The organism is Arcobacter sp. F2176 (assembly GCF_004116465.1).
GTDB classification, from domain to species: domain Bacteria; phylum Campylobacterota; class Campylobacteria; order Campylobacterales; family Arcobacteraceae; genus Arcobacter; species Arcobacter siniprincipis.
This window is the reverse complement of sequence record NZ_PDJV01000010.1, coordinates 1-14,672: the sequence shown is the minus strand read 5'-3', so window position 1 is coordinate 14,672 and position 14,672 is coordinate 1. Positions and strand designations below refer to the sequence as shown.

Here is a 14,672-nt window from a genome sequence, read left to right as displayed (position 1 = left end):
TTTCCGTTATAATCCGATGATTATATAAAAAAGAAGGTTAAATTATGTTTTATAAAGTGATTTTTGTTGTAATGTTTGTATTATCTGTATTTTTGGAAGCATCTCCTTTGAATAATATAAAGTCCTTTGATGCAGATTTTGAACAAAAAATTATTAATCCATCAAAAAAAGAAATTTTATATAGTGGACATTTATACTTAAAAGATCCGTATTATATTTTATGGCAATACAAAGAACCTATCAAAAAAAGTGTATATATTGTAAATGATTTTGCAATTATTGATGAACCAGAATTAGAACAAGCAATATTAACTAAACTTAAAAATGAAATTGATATTCTTAATCTAATAAAAAATGCTAAAGAAGTCTCGAAAAATAGGTATGAAGCAGATATTTATGATGTAAAATATAATCTTTTTACAAAAGATAATAGAATAAGTAAGATTGAATATAAAGATGCTCTTGAAAATAATGTTATTATTACTTTCTTCACTGTAAAACAAAATGGACATATTGACGATGATTTATTTAAATTTTTGCCACCTGAAAATTATGACATAATAAGAAAGTAATTATTTTTTAGATAGAATTCCAATCTTAAAGGTACAACAGACAATAGCTTGAAGTAATTCAAGAGGAAAGTCCGGGCTGCAGTGAAGTAGGGTTCCATCTAAAGGATGGCTAGGGAAACCTAAGGGATAGTGCAACAGAAATTAAACCGCCATTTATGGTAAGGGTGAAACGGTGAGGTAAGAGCTTACCAGTGTTTTGAGTAATTTTAACAGCTTTGTAAACCCAACTCGCAGCAAGAAGAGACGGTATTTAGCTTCACAGTTTTTCTCTTCGCAGGATTGTTTAAGTAATTTAACAACTAGATAAATTATTGTCTAATACAAAACGCGGCTTATAGTTGTACCTTTATTGTCTCATCTCTTCACAAATATCAACCTTCATTCCTTCATGGTAACTACAGTTTTTACCACATTTATAAGTTCCAGTTGACTCTAGACCTTTTTCTTTTAAAACACCCAATGATACATCTTTACAAGTTGCAAAAGTAGGGAACTTTGTAGGTGAAATCATACTTCTTTTTGTGTTGGTTTTATCAGGGTAGATATAAGAAGTCCATTCTTCTTTTGTCTCTCCACCAAAAAAACAGCCAGTAAATATGCTTAAGGTAAGGCATATAAGTAAAATATTTTTTATCATTTGTTCTCTTTGTTATTTTGATTTGATTCTAATATAATCAATCTAAAATTTTCTTTAGTGTAGATTTCATAACATCAAAGTCTTTTAAAAACTCTTTTAATCGTAAGTTTTCAAGGTACATATTTATGGCTTTGTTAAGTTGTTCTGAAACTTTTCCTAATGAAGCTGCTTTATTTATAGTATCAGGTTTATATCCTATCTCTTTTGCTAGGATTTTATATGTGATATTTAGGTCTTTGCATACATGTTTTACAATATTTGGATTTAACTGTTTATATAAACGAATAGAAGAGATGTCAAATAGCTTACAAACTTCAAGGATTAATTCTTTTTTTGTAATTAAATTTACTCTATGATCAAAGTTTGCTGAACTAGGATTAAACATATCTAATTTTTCTTGTTTTAGTGATATAAATAATTCTTCACCATCACAACCCATTATTTCATCAAAGGTTTTTGCAAGTGCTTCTTCTTTTCTATTTTGAAACTCTTCAATAAACATCAGCGAGTTTACTTTAGTAGTTTTATTTTTAGAATCTTTTAATTCTTCAAAGCTGATATCAAACACATCATGTTCAAAATCAGGATGGATTGAAATTTTTGGCATAGCTCCATCATTAAATACCAAGTGTAAATTTGTAGATGAATCTCTATTGTTTGAAAACACACTATATAAATCAGCAGTTGTCATCATGTAGTTAGAAAGGAATTCATCTACTATTTCTTCTATGTCATGAATTATTTTATATTCGCACTCTAAATCTCTAACATAATATGGAACTTTTTGAAAAAGTTTTCCTACTTGAATCATATATAAACCTTTTTTAGAACTTTTATTAAATGTTGTATTATATACAATATATACTTGAAATATTATATATTAAATAATGATATATTGATTAATAGTATTAATTTTATCTTAATTTAAGAAAGCTTAAAAATGATTGTTTTACAATTTTTCCACAAAATTTATGGTATGATAAATTAAAAATTTAAAGAGAAAAAATATGAAAAAAGTTGTATTAATATTTCTAGCTCTATTTATAGTAACACCACTTTTTGCTGTTGATTATTCTGAAATGTCTACTCAAGAGTTGATAGAAATTATAGGTTTTGTAAAAAAAGAAAACAGAGCAAAATTTGAAAAAGAATTAAAATCTAGAGTTTCAACTATGAATTCAAAAGAAAAAAATCAATATAAAAGAAATATACAAAAAACAAAAGAAAAAAGATAAATATGAAAAGAAAGATTTTACTTTTAGAAGATGATATTACATTAAATGAAACTATTGTTGAATATTTAGAAGATAATGATTTTGAAGTTATTTCTTTGTATGATGGAGAAGAAGCATATGCAAAAATTTATGAAGAAAAGTTTGATTTACTAATATTAGATGTAAATGTTCCTACTTTAAGTGGTTTTGAACTTTTAGAGAATCTAAGAATTGATAATATAAATACTCCTGTTATATTTATGACTTCATTGAATTCAATGGAATCTTTTGAAAAAGGTTTTAATTTGGGTTGTGATGATTATATTAGAAAGCCTTTTGAACTAAAGGAGTTAGTAATAAGAGTAGAATCAATATTAAAAAGAGGATATTTTCACAGTGTTGATACAAAAGTTAATATAGTTGATGATATCTTTTTTGATACAAGTTCTAATTTACTTTTTAAAAAAGATGAACAAATAAAAATAAATAACAAAGAAACAAAACTTTTAAAACTATTTTTGCAAAATCAAGAACAAATTTTGTCACATGATCAAATTTATGAGTATGTTTGGGACTATAATGAAGAAAGTAGTGATTTTTCACTAAGAACATATATAAAGAATTTGAGAAAAATATTTGGGAAAGAGAGAATCATAAGTGTTAAAAAGCTTGGATATAGATTTACCACAGAGTGAAAAAAAGACTCTATGGGGCTTTTTGACATTATATAGTTTACTTTGTATTGTCATACTGCTATTTATATCATTTTTGTATTATAACTTTAAAAAAGATTTGATGCTTCAAAATAAAAGAATAATTTTGCAAGAATATTCAAATGATTTAATTGCAAGATTAAAAGACTTGCATATAAATTTTGACAAATATAAATTTTATCCTAGGGACGAGAGATTTAATTCTGCTATTTATGATAGTGATAAAAATCTTATTTTCTCTACACTTGCATCTGCAAAAGTAAAACTTGATGAGATAACTTATACTACAAACAACTACATTCATTATATAAAAGAGCCAGAATCATACTATTTAGGAGCAAAATATGTACTTCTTGAGGTACCTGAAGATAATGTTTGGGTAAATGCTGTTATAAATAATGTTTTTATTTTTTTGATTTGTGGTTTTTCTTTTATGTTTATTTGTGGATATTTTTTATTGAAATTATTTTTAAAACCAATGCGTGATTCATTACATCTTTTAGATAGGTTTATAAAAGATACAACACATGAGTTAAATACACCTATAAGCGCTATTATAACAAATATAGAGATGATAGATATCTCAAGATTAGAAGATGCAAAATTACAAAAGAAACTAAAAAGAATAGATACAGGAGCCAAAACAGTTTCAAATATTTATCAAGATTTAACATATTTGACACTAAAAAACAAAATTATTTCAAAAAATGAAGACTTAAATTTATCAAAAATAGTTTTAAATAGAATCGATTATTTTAAGACCTTAGCTGATGTTAAAAAAATATCTTTTATAAAAAATATAAATTCTGGTGTAAGAATTTTTTGTGATGAAAAAAAAATAGGAAAAGTAATAGACAATCTTTTATCAAATGCAATTAAATATAATAAAATTAGTGGAACAATAGAAGTAATTCTTGAAAATAATAAATTAATCATAAAAGATAGTGGAAAAGGTATTCCCAAAGATAAAATACCATCTATGTTTGAAAGATATGCAAGATTTGACAAAAATGTTGGAGGCTTTGGAATAGGGCTAAATATAGTTTATATGATTACCAAAGAGTATAATATAAATATAAATATAAAATCAGAGCTAGAAATAGGGACTCAGTTGGAGCTTACATGGTAAAAAATATCCTTATATTTTCACTTTTATTTAACTCATTTTTATTTGCAGGTGTATATGAAAGAGACTGTGTATCTTGTCATAATAAGCTTCCTGTATCAATTGATAAATATTTTTATAGATATTTACTTAAATATAGTTCTAAAAGAGCTGTAAATGAAGCTATGATCAAATATCTTAAGAATCCAAGTAAAGATACAACTATTATGCCAGATGCATTTATCAGCAGATTTGGAATAAAGCAAAAGACCATATTAAATGATAATGAATTAAAAAAAGCTTTAGAAGAATACTGGGATATTTATAAAGTTTTTGGCAAATTAAAATAATTTTTAAAAATTCACAATCCCTCCACTTTTATATTTTATACTTCTTCTATCAAAACAATAAAAGGAGTTAAAATGAGAAGTTTAACAAAAATCTTAGTAATAAGTTCAATTTTGAGTTTAACATCAGTACTGGCAAATGAGGGTGAAACTATTTATAAAGCTTGTGCTTCTTGCCATGGTGCAAAGGCAGAAAAAGCAGCTTTAGGAAAATCACAAATTATAAAAGGCTGGGATAAACAAAAAATAGTTAATGCTTTAAAAGGTTATAAAGCAGGAACTTATGGTGGAGCAATGAAAGGCGTTATGAAAGGCCAAGTTGCTAGATTTGATGACGAAAAAATACAAGCAGTTGCTAGCTATATTTCAACATTAAAATAATAGATTTTTATAATCTATTATTTACCAAGGAGCAAGTTATGAAAAGACAAAGTGCATGTTTAATTTTAGGATTAACAATTCTTTCTTCATCTCTTTTTGCACAGGGTGATAGATTTACCCAACGGGTAAAAGTAAATTATTCAAAAGCTGTTTATGAAAATATTCAAGAAATAATTCCTAATCGTGCTTCTCGTTGTTATGAAGAGTATGAGGTTAGAACACCTACAAATAGGACTTCTTCTTATAGAAATGAAAATATTATAGGAGTAGATACTATTATTGGTGCTACAACAGGTGTAATTATAGGTAATCAAATAGGAAGAGGGAATGGAAAAGTTGCTGCAAAAATTGTAGGTGGACTTTTAGGTGCAACTCTTGCAAATGGAATAAGAAATAGCGATTATTCACATAATAATAGAAATAATACAGAGTATTACTATGAAACAAAAAGAAGAAATATTTGTAATAATAGAGTGATTAATAAAAGTGTTTTAAAAGGTTATGAGAATTATTTTACTTATAATGGAAAATCATACTCAAAGTTTTCCCCATATCGAGAAAACTACATAAATATCGAAACTAATATAAATTTTTAAATAAAAAAAAGGTAGGTTAAAAATAACCTACCTTCTAATCTGTAATTCAATAATTTAATAAATTATTTAGCAACAGCCTCTTTTAAAGCTTTACCAACTTTAAATTTAGCTACAGTAGTAGCTTTAACATCAACAGTTCTATCTGTACCAGGCACTTTTGCAGTTCTAGCAGCTCTAGCAGCTGTAGAGAATGTTCCGAATCCTATGAAACTTACAGATTCTTTTTTTACTAAAGTCTCAGTAATAGTTTCTAATACAGAATCAACTGCACATTTTGCGTCTTTTTTAGATAATCCAGCTTTTGCTGCTACTGCGTCGATAAATTCAGCTTTGTTCATTGAAGAACTCCTTGTTTAAGATTTAAAGTTACCAAAACTTTATACTATTTAAACTTTAAAATAGCTAAAAGTATTGCTGTTTTTCCCCTAAATAGAGGTTTATTTGCAAAAAAATGACTTTTCATGCTCTAAAACTAGATTTTATACTCAATAATCTACAACTATTTTCTAAAATTGCAACTTTTTTTACCAACTCATTTATATCTCTATCATACACATAAGCACCAATTCCTTTTATAACCATGACATGATTATTTGTCTCTTTTAAATATTTTGTTATTTCTAAAGCATTTCTATCATACCAAGTTGAAAAATCTCCTGGGTCAAATATTTTGATTTTATCAAAAGATGTTTTCCCAAAAAAATCATCTAATATAATTTCATCATGCTCAAAAGTATATGCTGTTGTATATATTGGTACTCCAAAGGCAATATATTTTGCTTCATGTATATTGTTATATATAGTTGCATGTATATGAGCTTCTATACTTGCTAGTTTCCATCTATAATCTTGAGTAGTCATGCTTAATTCACAAAATGATTTTTCGTTCATTTCATCAAAAATTGCATCTGATGTATTTATCATAAATGTATTATGATCTAATTTTGTAGAAATGGAACCGTGATATATTCCAAAAAAGTTTTTTCTAAATAGTGTCAATGATAGTTTACTTAGTTGGTCTACATGATTTTGATCGATCATTTTAAATGCCTTAAATATTATTTTGGATATTATATATAAAAAATTATAAGGACCCTTTTAATGAATATCCCACATATCCCAGTATTGTATAAAGAGACACTAGGAGTCTTCGAAAATATTGATTTTGGGTATATAATAGATTGTACTTTAGGATATGCTGGACATTCAGAAGGTTTATTAAAACAAAATTCTAATGTAAAGTTAATATGTAATGACCAAGATAATGAAGCTTTAGAATTTTCTAAAAAGAGATTAGAACCATTTTTAAATAGAGTAACCTTCAATAAAGGAAATTTTGAAACTGTTTTAAATAGTTTTAAAGAGTATGATATAAAAGGTATATTAGCAGATATTGGTGTTTCATCTTTACAATTAGATAAAGAAGACAGAGGTTTTGGTTTTGATAGTGAATCATTAGATATGAGAATGAATCAAGAACAATCTTTAGATGCCTCAGTTGTAGTAAATACTTACTCTCAAAGTGAGTTGGAGAGAGTTTTTAAAGAGTGTGGAGAAGTAAAAGAATATAAAAAAGTAGCTTCTTTGATAGTAAATAATAGGCCTTTTACTAGTGCAAAAGAGTTATCAACATTTATAGCTAAAAATATGCATAAAGGTAAACTTCATCCAGCAACTCTTCCTTTTCAGGGTATTAGAATAGAAGTAAATGATGAATTAGGAGTTTTAGAAAGACTTTTTGATTCAATTGAAGAGCTAAAACCAAAAAATTGTTTGATAGCAATCATCTCTTTTCACTCCTTAGAAGATAGGATTGTAAAAAATTACTTTAAAAAGTGGAGCAAAAATTGTATTTGTCCAAGTGATGTTATGCGTTGTACTTGTGGAAATAATAACGCTTTAGGAAAAATTATTACTAAAAAACCTATTATTCCAACAAATGAAGAGATAAAAGTAAATCCAAGAAGTAGAAGTTCAAAATTGAGGGTTTTTAAATTTGATTAGATTAAATGCAAAGAATTCATTACTAATAGTTCTATCAGTCCTAGCAGTATCATTAATTTTATGTTTTCCTAAAATATATTTAGCAAATAATATTTATTATGTTAGTAAAGATATTAATAAATTATATGCCAATTATATCTCTCTAAAAGAAGAGAATAGATTTTTACAACAACAATTAGAAGATATGAAATTTAAAAATCAAATTATAGATTCTCTTTTAATAAATACTTTGGACAATAATAAGTGATTAAATACATAATAGAGTTTGGACTTAGAAAGCCTATGTTAAATCATATGCTTTTATTATTTTTATTGATTTTATCAGTCTTTGCGTATAACAATATCCCAAAAGAGATATTTCCTCCCTCTGCTCTTGATGCTGTTGTTATAAATGGTTCTTATGCAGGAGCTAGTTCCGATTTACTTGATAAAATGGCTGTTGAAGATATAGAAGATGAACTATCATCTGTAAAAGAGGCTGCAGATGTTACTTCTACAATAAAAAATGGAAATTTTTCAATTACAGTTAAACTAAAAAAGGGTTTTAAAGCACAAAATGTAATTGGCGATATTAAAGATATTATTACTAAAGTAAAAACAAACTTTCCAACAGATATGGATGAACCAACAGTAAAAGAAAAAATCAACGCAATACCTCTTATTACAGTTGTAGTTTATGGGGAAAAGACTAAAACCCAACTTTTAGAAATAGCAAAAGATTTGAAATCAACATTTTCAAAAATGGGTGATTTAAGTGATATTTCTATTTGGGGAGATAGTGATAAAGAGTTACTTATAGAGTTTGATGAGAAGAAAATTTTAGCTTATGGACTTAATTTACAAGAAGTACTAACAGCAGTTGAAAACCTAAGTTCTATTTTTCCAGCAGGTATTATAAAAGATACTTCAAGACACTATTATTTGAGTACTTTTAATGGTGAAAAAGATATTGATAATATCAAAGATACAATTTTGAAAATATCAAATCAAAAAGTTTATTTAAAAGATATTGCAAAAATTCAATATGAATTAGCAGATGTAAATACTATCTCACACTTTAATGGTAGTAGAGATGTTTCTATTGGTATAAATAAGGGAGAAACTGGCGATGCAGTTGAACTGGTTCGTCAAATAAAAGAGAAACTAAAAGAGTATAAAAAAATATATCCAGAACTTAATTTTGCAACACATACTGATACTTCTGTTTGGATAAAAAATAGATTAAATACTGTTTTCTCTAATATCTTTTTTGGATTATGCTTACTTTTCTTAGCCTTGTTTTTCTTTATAAATGCAAGAATTGCAATAGTAATAGCTATTGGAATCCCAACTTCATTTATGATAGGACTTATTAGTGCGGAAGCTATGGGATACAGTTTAAATATGCTTTCACTACTAGGAGCTTTGATTGCTTTAGGAATGCTTGTGGATGAAGCTATTGTTGTGGGTGAAAACATATATCGACACATGGAAATGGGAAAGGATAGGTTCCAAGCTGCTATTGATGGTTCTGTTGAAGTTTATCCAGCTGTATTAACTGCAACTGCAACAACAATATTTGCCTTTTTGCCAATTTTACTTATGACAGGAGAAATAGGAAAGTTTATGAAAATACTTCCTATTATGATTACTATTCTTCTTATTTCATCTTTGCTTGAAGCCTTTTTCTTTTTACCCTTACATGCAAAACAGATTTTAAGAGTAAATAAACAAGAGCAAAAAGCAGATAAAATATGGGATTGGAATAAAAAGTTATACAAAAAGATTTTAAGCTTTTTATTAAGAAAAAGATATACATCTCTTATTATTATGGTTTTAACAATTGTTACTTTAACAATTTTTATTGTTATGAGTTCAAAGTTTAAATTTCTGTCTGATTTTGATACTACACAAGTGTATATAAGTGGATCAGTTGGTGTTGGTAAAAAAATAGAACAAACAGAAGCGATTGTAAAAAAAATTGAGGATAAGATTCTAAAGAATTATGATTTTGCTAATAATTTACAATCCGTATCTTCTGTAATTGGTTTAAAACTTGATGGAAAAAATCAACCTGAGACTGAAGAGTTCTATTTTCAAATATTTGTTAATCTAAATGAAAGAGCACCCCAAAATTTCTTTGATAAATATATAAATCCTTATCTTTCTCCTAAGTATGATGATACAAACATGATAAGAGAAAAATCATCACAAACAATAGAAAAAGAGTTACAAAAACTTTTAGAGCCAGAGATTAAATCTGGACAATTTGAAGATCTTAAAGTCTTTACTCCCAAAGCTGGAATAGTTAAAAATGATTTAGAATTATCAATTAGTGGTAATGAAAAAGAGGTAAGTACTGCTGTTACAAATATAAAAAAAGCTTTAAACAATATAGATGGTGTGTTAAATGTAGCTGATGATTTTATGATGGGAAATATTGAACTAAAGTTTAAAGTTAATGCCTATGGTCAAGATTTAGGAATAAGTGAAAATTACATTATTTCATCAATTAGGCCTTTTTATTTTAAAGGTACATACTCAAAGATGTTTGATAAAAAGGGCATAGTTGATGTTGTTTTTCAAAGTAAAAATAAAGATTATTTAAAAAGTTTAAATGCTTTTGAAATAATAGTTCCAAATACTAATGAAAAAGTATTTTTAAAAGATGTGGTTGATATTGTTAGAAAAAATGCCTATTCTCAAATTTTCAAAGAAAATGGAGAACGAATAGTATCTGTAACAGGTTCTATAAGTGGGAAAATGACTTCAGCAGAAGTCTTTGAGAAGTTAAATCCAATTTTAGAAAAATATAAATCTAAAGTTACTATTGATATAAAAGGTGAACAAAAAGAGAATAAAAAAGTACAAAAAGAGATGGGAGAAGCAGCTTTAATTGCAATTATACTTATTTTTATTGCTCTTGTTTGGATGTTTGACTCTATGCTTAAATCATTGATAATACTTTCAACTATTCCTTTATCTATTTTAGGTGTTTTTGTTGGACATTTTGTTCTTGGATTAAATATTACAATGGCCAGTTTAATTGGTATGGTTGGGCTTGCAGGAGTTATTGTAAATGATGGAATTATCATGATGGATTTTATTAAAAAAGCAAAAACATTAGATGAGCTTTTAGAATTTGCACTTTTGAGATTAAGACCGATTTTACTTACTTCAATTACAACTATTTTAGGTTTGTTTACTTTGATGTTTTTTGCTTCTGGACAAGCTCTTATTTTACAACCAATGGCTGTATCTTTAGGTTTTGGGGTATTGTGGGCTACGGTTTTAAATTTATATTATGTACCTATGTTGTATAGAATTATTTATTTAAGAAAATTGTAAAAGGTTACTCTTTTTTTTGAGTAACATTTACAATTCCAAGTATTCTTGAAGCTAAACTTCTTTTTTCATCAAAATTGTTTAACTCTTCACCCATATTTAGTGAAGTAATTACAGCTTTCCCTACAATTTTTCTACCATCTTTTCCAAAGAAACTTTTTGTTTTTACACCCCAAACATTATGAAAAAATAGAGGCTCTCCATCTTTTTCACCAATATAAAGCATAATATGACCTTTTAGATATGCTAAAGTTAAAAAAGGAATTCCATTTTTTATAATAAACTCTTTTTTCTTTTCATTTGAGAGATTTTTTACATCATAATATTTGTAATCTAAAGTTTGACCATAAGAGTTTCTTTTTAAGTTTATTCCAAAGGGTGCAAAGTAATCTTTTGTCAAAGCAGAACAATCCCTATGATTTAGAATTTCACCCCAACCGTAAGGTTCTGCAATTAATTGGTTCATGATATTTGTAATATTTTTACTATTAAAGTCAATTGGTTTTTTTGCAATATAGACATTTGGAATCTCTATTACTCTACTATATCCTTCATTATTCCCATATCTTCCAATTGTAATTGCTTTATTATTTTTTACAGGAAATAGTGTTCCTAGTTTTATATATTCTACAAAGATGCCTCTTTTATATATTGGAAAATTATCTTTAATAGCAACGTAGTAGTTTCCATTTTCAAAAAAATTCATTAGGTCATCATTCATATATGCTATGTCTGTCACTTTTATCCAACCTTTTGCAAAAGAAGATAAAACATATGCCCAAGCTCTATCTTTAGATAAATGAGAAATTAAAATTGGTGAGTTAATTTTTATACCAGAATTTTGATTATAATCAAAAGGAAAACCTTCCCCTGCAATTGATGGATTATAAAAGATTTTGCTATCACTTGGGAAAAGTCTTAGATTTGAATTTTTTACAGTAATTGCTTTTTTTAAAAAGGTGTTATATTGTTCGAAATTTGAATTATCTATTTGTTCATCAAACCACTCTTTTTTGATTAATCTATTATTATCTCCATAAACTTTTTTATTTTTATAGCTAAATTGCCAAGTTACATCTTTCAAACTTGCTTCAAATTTTTCTTTATGCCAAGGGGAAAAATACCTCTCATTAAACTCTTTATTTAATTGTTCTTGGATATTCTTATCCAATGTTGGAATATTAGAAGTGTATTCTAATGGTTCTTGTTTATATATTCTTAAGTCATTTACTTCTGTATCTAATTGTTTTGAAGAACAGCCTATAAAAAGAAAAGAAATAGTAAATATAGATAAAATTAAGTAAATATTTTTCATAATAATCCTAGTATTTATTGAATTTTTTGATTTTATCATAATGAATTTTAAATTGATGTTTATGTCTTTGTAAATTGTAATACTATATCATATCAAAAAGAATTTTAAAGGCTAAAAGTAAGTGACTATTACTATTTCTGTTGGAAAAGATATATTTGAAGATATTTTGAATATGAAACTAAGAGTTTTATCAAAAGATATTAGTAAATATTGGAGAAGTGAACTTTTAGATATAAAAATTGTAGATGATAAAATTAGATATGATATTAAAAAAGTAGATAATTTGATTTTGACAAATGGGTTAGGAGAAGAGAAACCATCTATTAAAATTGAGTGTAAAGAAATAGATTATAATTCAAAGTTAAATAAATTTGAATTTAAGTTAGGAAAAATTGTAGAACAAAAGAATATAACTACAAATGAGAATTTTAAAGATAACTTAATAGAAGAACTCTTAAGAGAGAAAGAACTACTAAAAGATATGATGAATAAAGATGCTTTAACTTCTTTGTATAATAGAAGAAAGATGGAAGCAGATTTAGAACTTTTTACTAAACAAAAACACTCTTCCTTGCTTTGTGCTGTATTTATTGATGCGGATAGGTTCAAAGGCATAAATGATAGCTTTGGGCATGATACTGGGGATAGGGTTCTAAAATATTTAGCAAATAAGATTCAATCCCATGCATATGGCTTAAATGGTGAAGCTTATAGATATGGAGGCGAAGAGTTTATAATTTTGTGTTTTGAAAAAAAAGATGAATTAATAAAAAAACTTAATGTTTTAAGAGAAGACATAAAGTCTCAAATGATATTTCATCCTTTAAAAGAGATTTCTATAACTGTTTCTATTGGAGTATCTTTTTATAGTAAAGCAAATTCTATAGATGAATTTATAAAAATGGCTGATGAAAAAGTTTATGAAGCAAAAATAAATGGAAGAGATAGGTTAGAAGTAGTTTAAATCTTTTTTCTTTTCATTTTTAATCCATTCATTTTCTCTTAGTTCAAATTCTGGCTTACCAATATAGTATCCTTGAGAATAAGAAATACCCATTGCTTTAATGAACTCAAAAATTTCTTTGTTCTCAACATATTCTGCAATGGTTTTTATTTTTAGACTATCACATAAGAATTTTAAAGTGCCTACAAGAAGTTGTGTTTTTTGATTTGTATCAATATCAGTAATTAATGTTCCATCGATTTTTAAGTAATCTATGTAATCAGAAAGCTTAATTATATAATCGTAGTTTGAGTATCCACTTCCAAAATCATCTATTGCAATTTTACAATTTAATTTTTTAATTTCTTTTATAAAATTAGTAAATGCTTCATAATTATTTATCGCTTCTGTTTCAACAAGCTCAATGACAAGTCTATTTTGAAAGTTATACTTAATAATTTCTTTAAAAAGATATTCTCTTATCTCATCATCAAGTATATCTTCCATGCTTAAATTAATAGAAAATTCAAAATCTTTATTTTCAAAAAATTTAAATGTTTTTTCTATAATAATTTTAGTCAAAGTTTTATATTTTTTTATTTTTTTTGAGATTTGTAGAAATTCATCAGGGTAAAATATTTTATCTTTATATTTTAACCTTACAAGTGCTTCGTATTTTTCAACTTTTCCTTGAAAATTATTAAAAATGGGTTGAAAAGCTATAATTACATTATTGTTTAAAATTGCATCTTTTATAATTTTAATTTTTTCAATATTTGCTTTGTATTTTTCAAGGTTTTCTACATGAGAATTATTATAAATAGAAATGTCATGATTTAACTGCAATGCTTCATCTAATGCTATTTCAGCTTCTTTTAGTTCATTTATATTATTATTAAGTATATCTATCCCACTTACACCAATAGTAGTATCTATTGTTATCTCATATTTATTTAGAATTAAAAATTCTTTATTTTCTAATAAGTTCTGAATTTGATTTAATGATTCATTTAAAGTTTCTCTATTTTTATATAAATATTTAAAAGCAAAAACATTATGTTTTACTTTGTATATTTTTAAAAATCTTTTGTCTTTTTTTTTATACTCAAGGAAAAAATTGGCACAACTTCTTAATAATTCTTTGGTAACATTAAATCCATAAATATTTTGTATATTTTTATCATTTGTTATGTTTAATAGAATTATTAAACAGTTTTTAAATTCTTTCTCTTTTAAATCATTTAATAGATGTTCTAAATTAGGTAGTTTTGTTAAATCATCTGTTATGAATTGTTTAATTATCTCTTTTTCTAGTTTTTCTGGTATGCTTGCAAAATATAATACAATAGGAAGTGCTAAAATAGATATAGCAATTAATACAAATATAAGTTCTAACTTTTGTTTATTTAATTCTTCTTTTAGAGTAGTATATTTAGATTCAAAAAGAAGTGTTATATTGTCGCCTTCATTAAAACTTTTTATTTTTCTTGAAAAATACTTTCCATTTGAAAATGCTTTGTT

Annotated in this window: 17 protein-coding genes and 1 other RNA gene; 12 read left to right on the top strand and 6 right to left on the bottom strand. The window is 25.9% G+C overall.

Annotation, left to right across the window (positions count from 1 at the left end; genetic code table 11):
* Window positions 1-44: 44 nt before the first annotated feature.
* Together lolA and rnpB are read left to right on the top strand one after the other, a co-directional pair.
* Entirely contained in the window at window positions 45-572 is a 528-nt protein-coding gene (gene lolA, locus CRU95_RS10255; protein WP_129101042.1) for a LolA-like outer membrane lipoprotein chaperone, read from the top strand.
* Between the two features lie 28 nt (window positions 573-600).
* Window positions 601-923, top strand: an RNA gene (rnpB, locus tag CRU95_RS10250) — RNase P RNA component class A.
* Here rnpB and CRU95_RS10245 read toward each other — a convergent pair.
* Window positions 919-1,209 carry a hypothetical protein gene (locus CRU95_RS10245; protein ID WP_129101041.1) on the bottom strand — a complete coding sequence of 97 codons (291 nt, stop codon included), beginning with the start codon at window positions 1,207-1,209 and terminating at the stop codon, window positions 919-921. The genes rnpB and CRU95_RS10245 overlap by 5 nt on opposite strands.
* A 37-nt stretch (window positions 1,210-1,246) precedes the next feature.
* Window positions 1,247-2,020: a hypothetical protein gene (locus tag CRU95_RS16800; RefSeq protein ID WP_258238679.1), complete on the bottom strand. Its 774-nt coding sequence runs from the start codon at window positions 2,018-2,020 to the stop codon at window positions 1,247-1,249.
* A 196-nt stretch (window positions 2,021-2,216) separates the two neighbouring features.
* Between CRU95_RS16800 and CRU95_RS10235 the strand changes: the two genes are divergently transcribed.
* The 6 genes from CRU95_RS10235 (at window position 2,217) to CRU95_RS10210 (ending at window position 5,565) form a co-directional block, all read left to right on the top strand.
* Window positions 2,217-2,444 carry a DUF1104 domain-containing protein gene (locus tag CRU95_RS10235; RefSeq protein ID WP_129101040.1) on the top strand — a complete coding sequence of 76 codons (228 nt, stop codon included), beginning with the start codon at window positions 2,217-2,219 and terminating at the stop codon, window positions 2,442-2,444.
* A gap of 2 nt (window positions 2,445-2,446) precedes the next feature.
* Window positions 2,447-3,118, top strand: coding sequence for a response regulator transcription factor (locus CRU95_RS10230; RefSeq protein ID WP_129101039.1), 672 nt, complete (start codon window positions 2,447-2,449; stop codon window positions 3,116-3,118).
* Window positions 3,119-3,218: 100 nt separating this feature from the next.
* Window positions 3,219-4,265, top strand: coding sequence for a HAMP domain-containing sensor histidine kinase (locus tag CRU95_RS10225; RefSeq protein WP_309109219.1), 1,047 nt, complete (start codon window positions 3,219-3,221; stop codon window positions 4,263-4,265).
* Window positions 4,259-4,591: a hypothetical protein gene (locus tag CRU95_RS10220; RefSeq protein WP_129101037.1), complete on the top strand. Its 333-nt coding sequence runs from the start codon at window positions 4,259-4,261 to the stop codon at window positions 4,589-4,591. The genes CRU95_RS10225 and CRU95_RS10220 overlap by 7 nt, the downstream gene beginning before the upstream one ends.
* Before the next feature lie 72 nt (window positions 4,592-4,663).
* Complete coding sequence (locus CRU95_RS10215) at window positions 4,664-4,969, top strand: c-type cytochrome (RefSeq protein ID WP_129101036.1); 306 nt, start codon at window positions 4,664-4,666, stop codon at window positions 4,967-4,969.
* A 38-nt stretch (window positions 4,970-5,007) separates the two neighbouring features.
* Complete coding sequence (locus CRU95_RS10210; protein WP_129101035.1) at window positions 5,008-5,565, top strand: glycine zipper 2TM domain-containing protein; 558 nt, start codon at window positions 5,008-5,010, stop codon at window positions 5,563-5,565.
* 62 nt (window positions 5,566-5,627) lie between these two features.
* Here the strand turns inward: CRU95_RS10210 and CRU95_RS10205 are convergent, their stop codons facing one another.
* Together CRU95_RS10205 and CRU95_RS10200 are read right to left on the bottom strand one after the other, a co-directional pair.
* Window positions 5,628-5,903, bottom strand: coding sequence for an HU family DNA-binding protein (locus tag CRU95_RS10205; protein WP_129101034.1), 276 nt, complete (start codon window positions 5,901-5,903; stop codon window positions 5,628-5,630).
* Between the two features lie 121 nt (window positions 5,904-6,024).
* Window positions 6,025-6,606 carry a class II aldolase and adducin N-terminal domain-containing protein gene (locus tag CRU95_RS10200; protein ID WP_129101033.1) on the bottom strand — a complete coding sequence of 194 codons (582 nt, stop codon included), beginning with the start codon at window positions 6,604-6,606 and terminating at the stop codon, window positions 6,025-6,027.
* 60 nt (window positions 6,607-6,666) lie between these two features.
* Between CRU95_RS10200 and rsmH the strand changes: the two genes are divergently transcribed.
* From rsmH to CRU95_RS10185, 3 genes are read left to right on the top strand one after another with little or no spacing between them, the layout of a single operon-like run.
* A complete protein-coding gene (rsmH, locus tag CRU95_RS10195; RefSeq protein ID WP_129101032.1) occupies window positions 6,667-7,569 on the top strand; it encodes a 16S rRNA (cytosine(1402)-N(4))-methyltransferase RsmH in 903 nt (300 codons plus the stop codon).
* On the top strand, window positions 7,562-7,816 hold the full coding sequence (locus tag CRU95_RS10190; protein ID WP_129101031.1) for a hypothetical protein: 255 nt from the start codon (window positions 7,562-7,564) through the stop codon (window positions 7,814-7,816). The genes rsmH and CRU95_RS10190 overlap by 8 nt, the downstream gene beginning before the upstream one ends.
* On the top strand, window positions 7,813-10,896 hold the full coding sequence (locus tag CRU95_RS10185) for an efflux RND transporter permease subunit (protein ID WP_129101030.1): 3,084 nt from the start codon (window positions 7,813-7,815) through the stop codon (window positions 10,894-10,896). The genes CRU95_RS10190 and CRU95_RS10185 overlap by 4 nt, the downstream gene beginning before the upstream one ends.
* Before the next feature lie 4 nt (window positions 10,897-10,900).
* On the opposite strand, the gene CRU95_RS10180 is transcribed toward CRU95_RS10185, so the two are convergent.
* The gene (locus CRU95_RS10180; protein ID WP_164969768.1) at window positions 10,901-12,208 is read right to left on the bottom strand and encodes an SH3 domain-containing C40 family peptidase; all 1,308 of its coding nucleotides are present in this window, start codon (window positions 12,206-12,208) and stop codon (window positions 10,901-10,903) included.
* A 121-nt stretch (window positions 12,209-12,329) separates the two neighbouring features.
* On the opposite strand from CRU95_RS10180, the gene CRU95_RS10175 reads away from it, so the two are divergent.
* Window positions 12,330-13,172, top strand: a complete 843-nt coding sequence (locus CRU95_RS10175; protein ID WP_129101028.1) for a GGDEF domain-containing protein — start codon at window positions 12,330-12,332, stop codon at window positions 13,170-13,172.
* Here CRU95_RS10175 and CRU95_RS10170 read toward each other — a convergent pair.
* A partial coding sequence (locus tag CRU95_RS10170; RefSeq protein ID WP_164969767.1) for an EAL domain-containing protein occupies window positions 13,158-14,672 on the bottom strand: 1,515 nt, incomplete at its 5' end. The genes CRU95_RS10175 and CRU95_RS10170 overlap by 15 nt on opposite strands.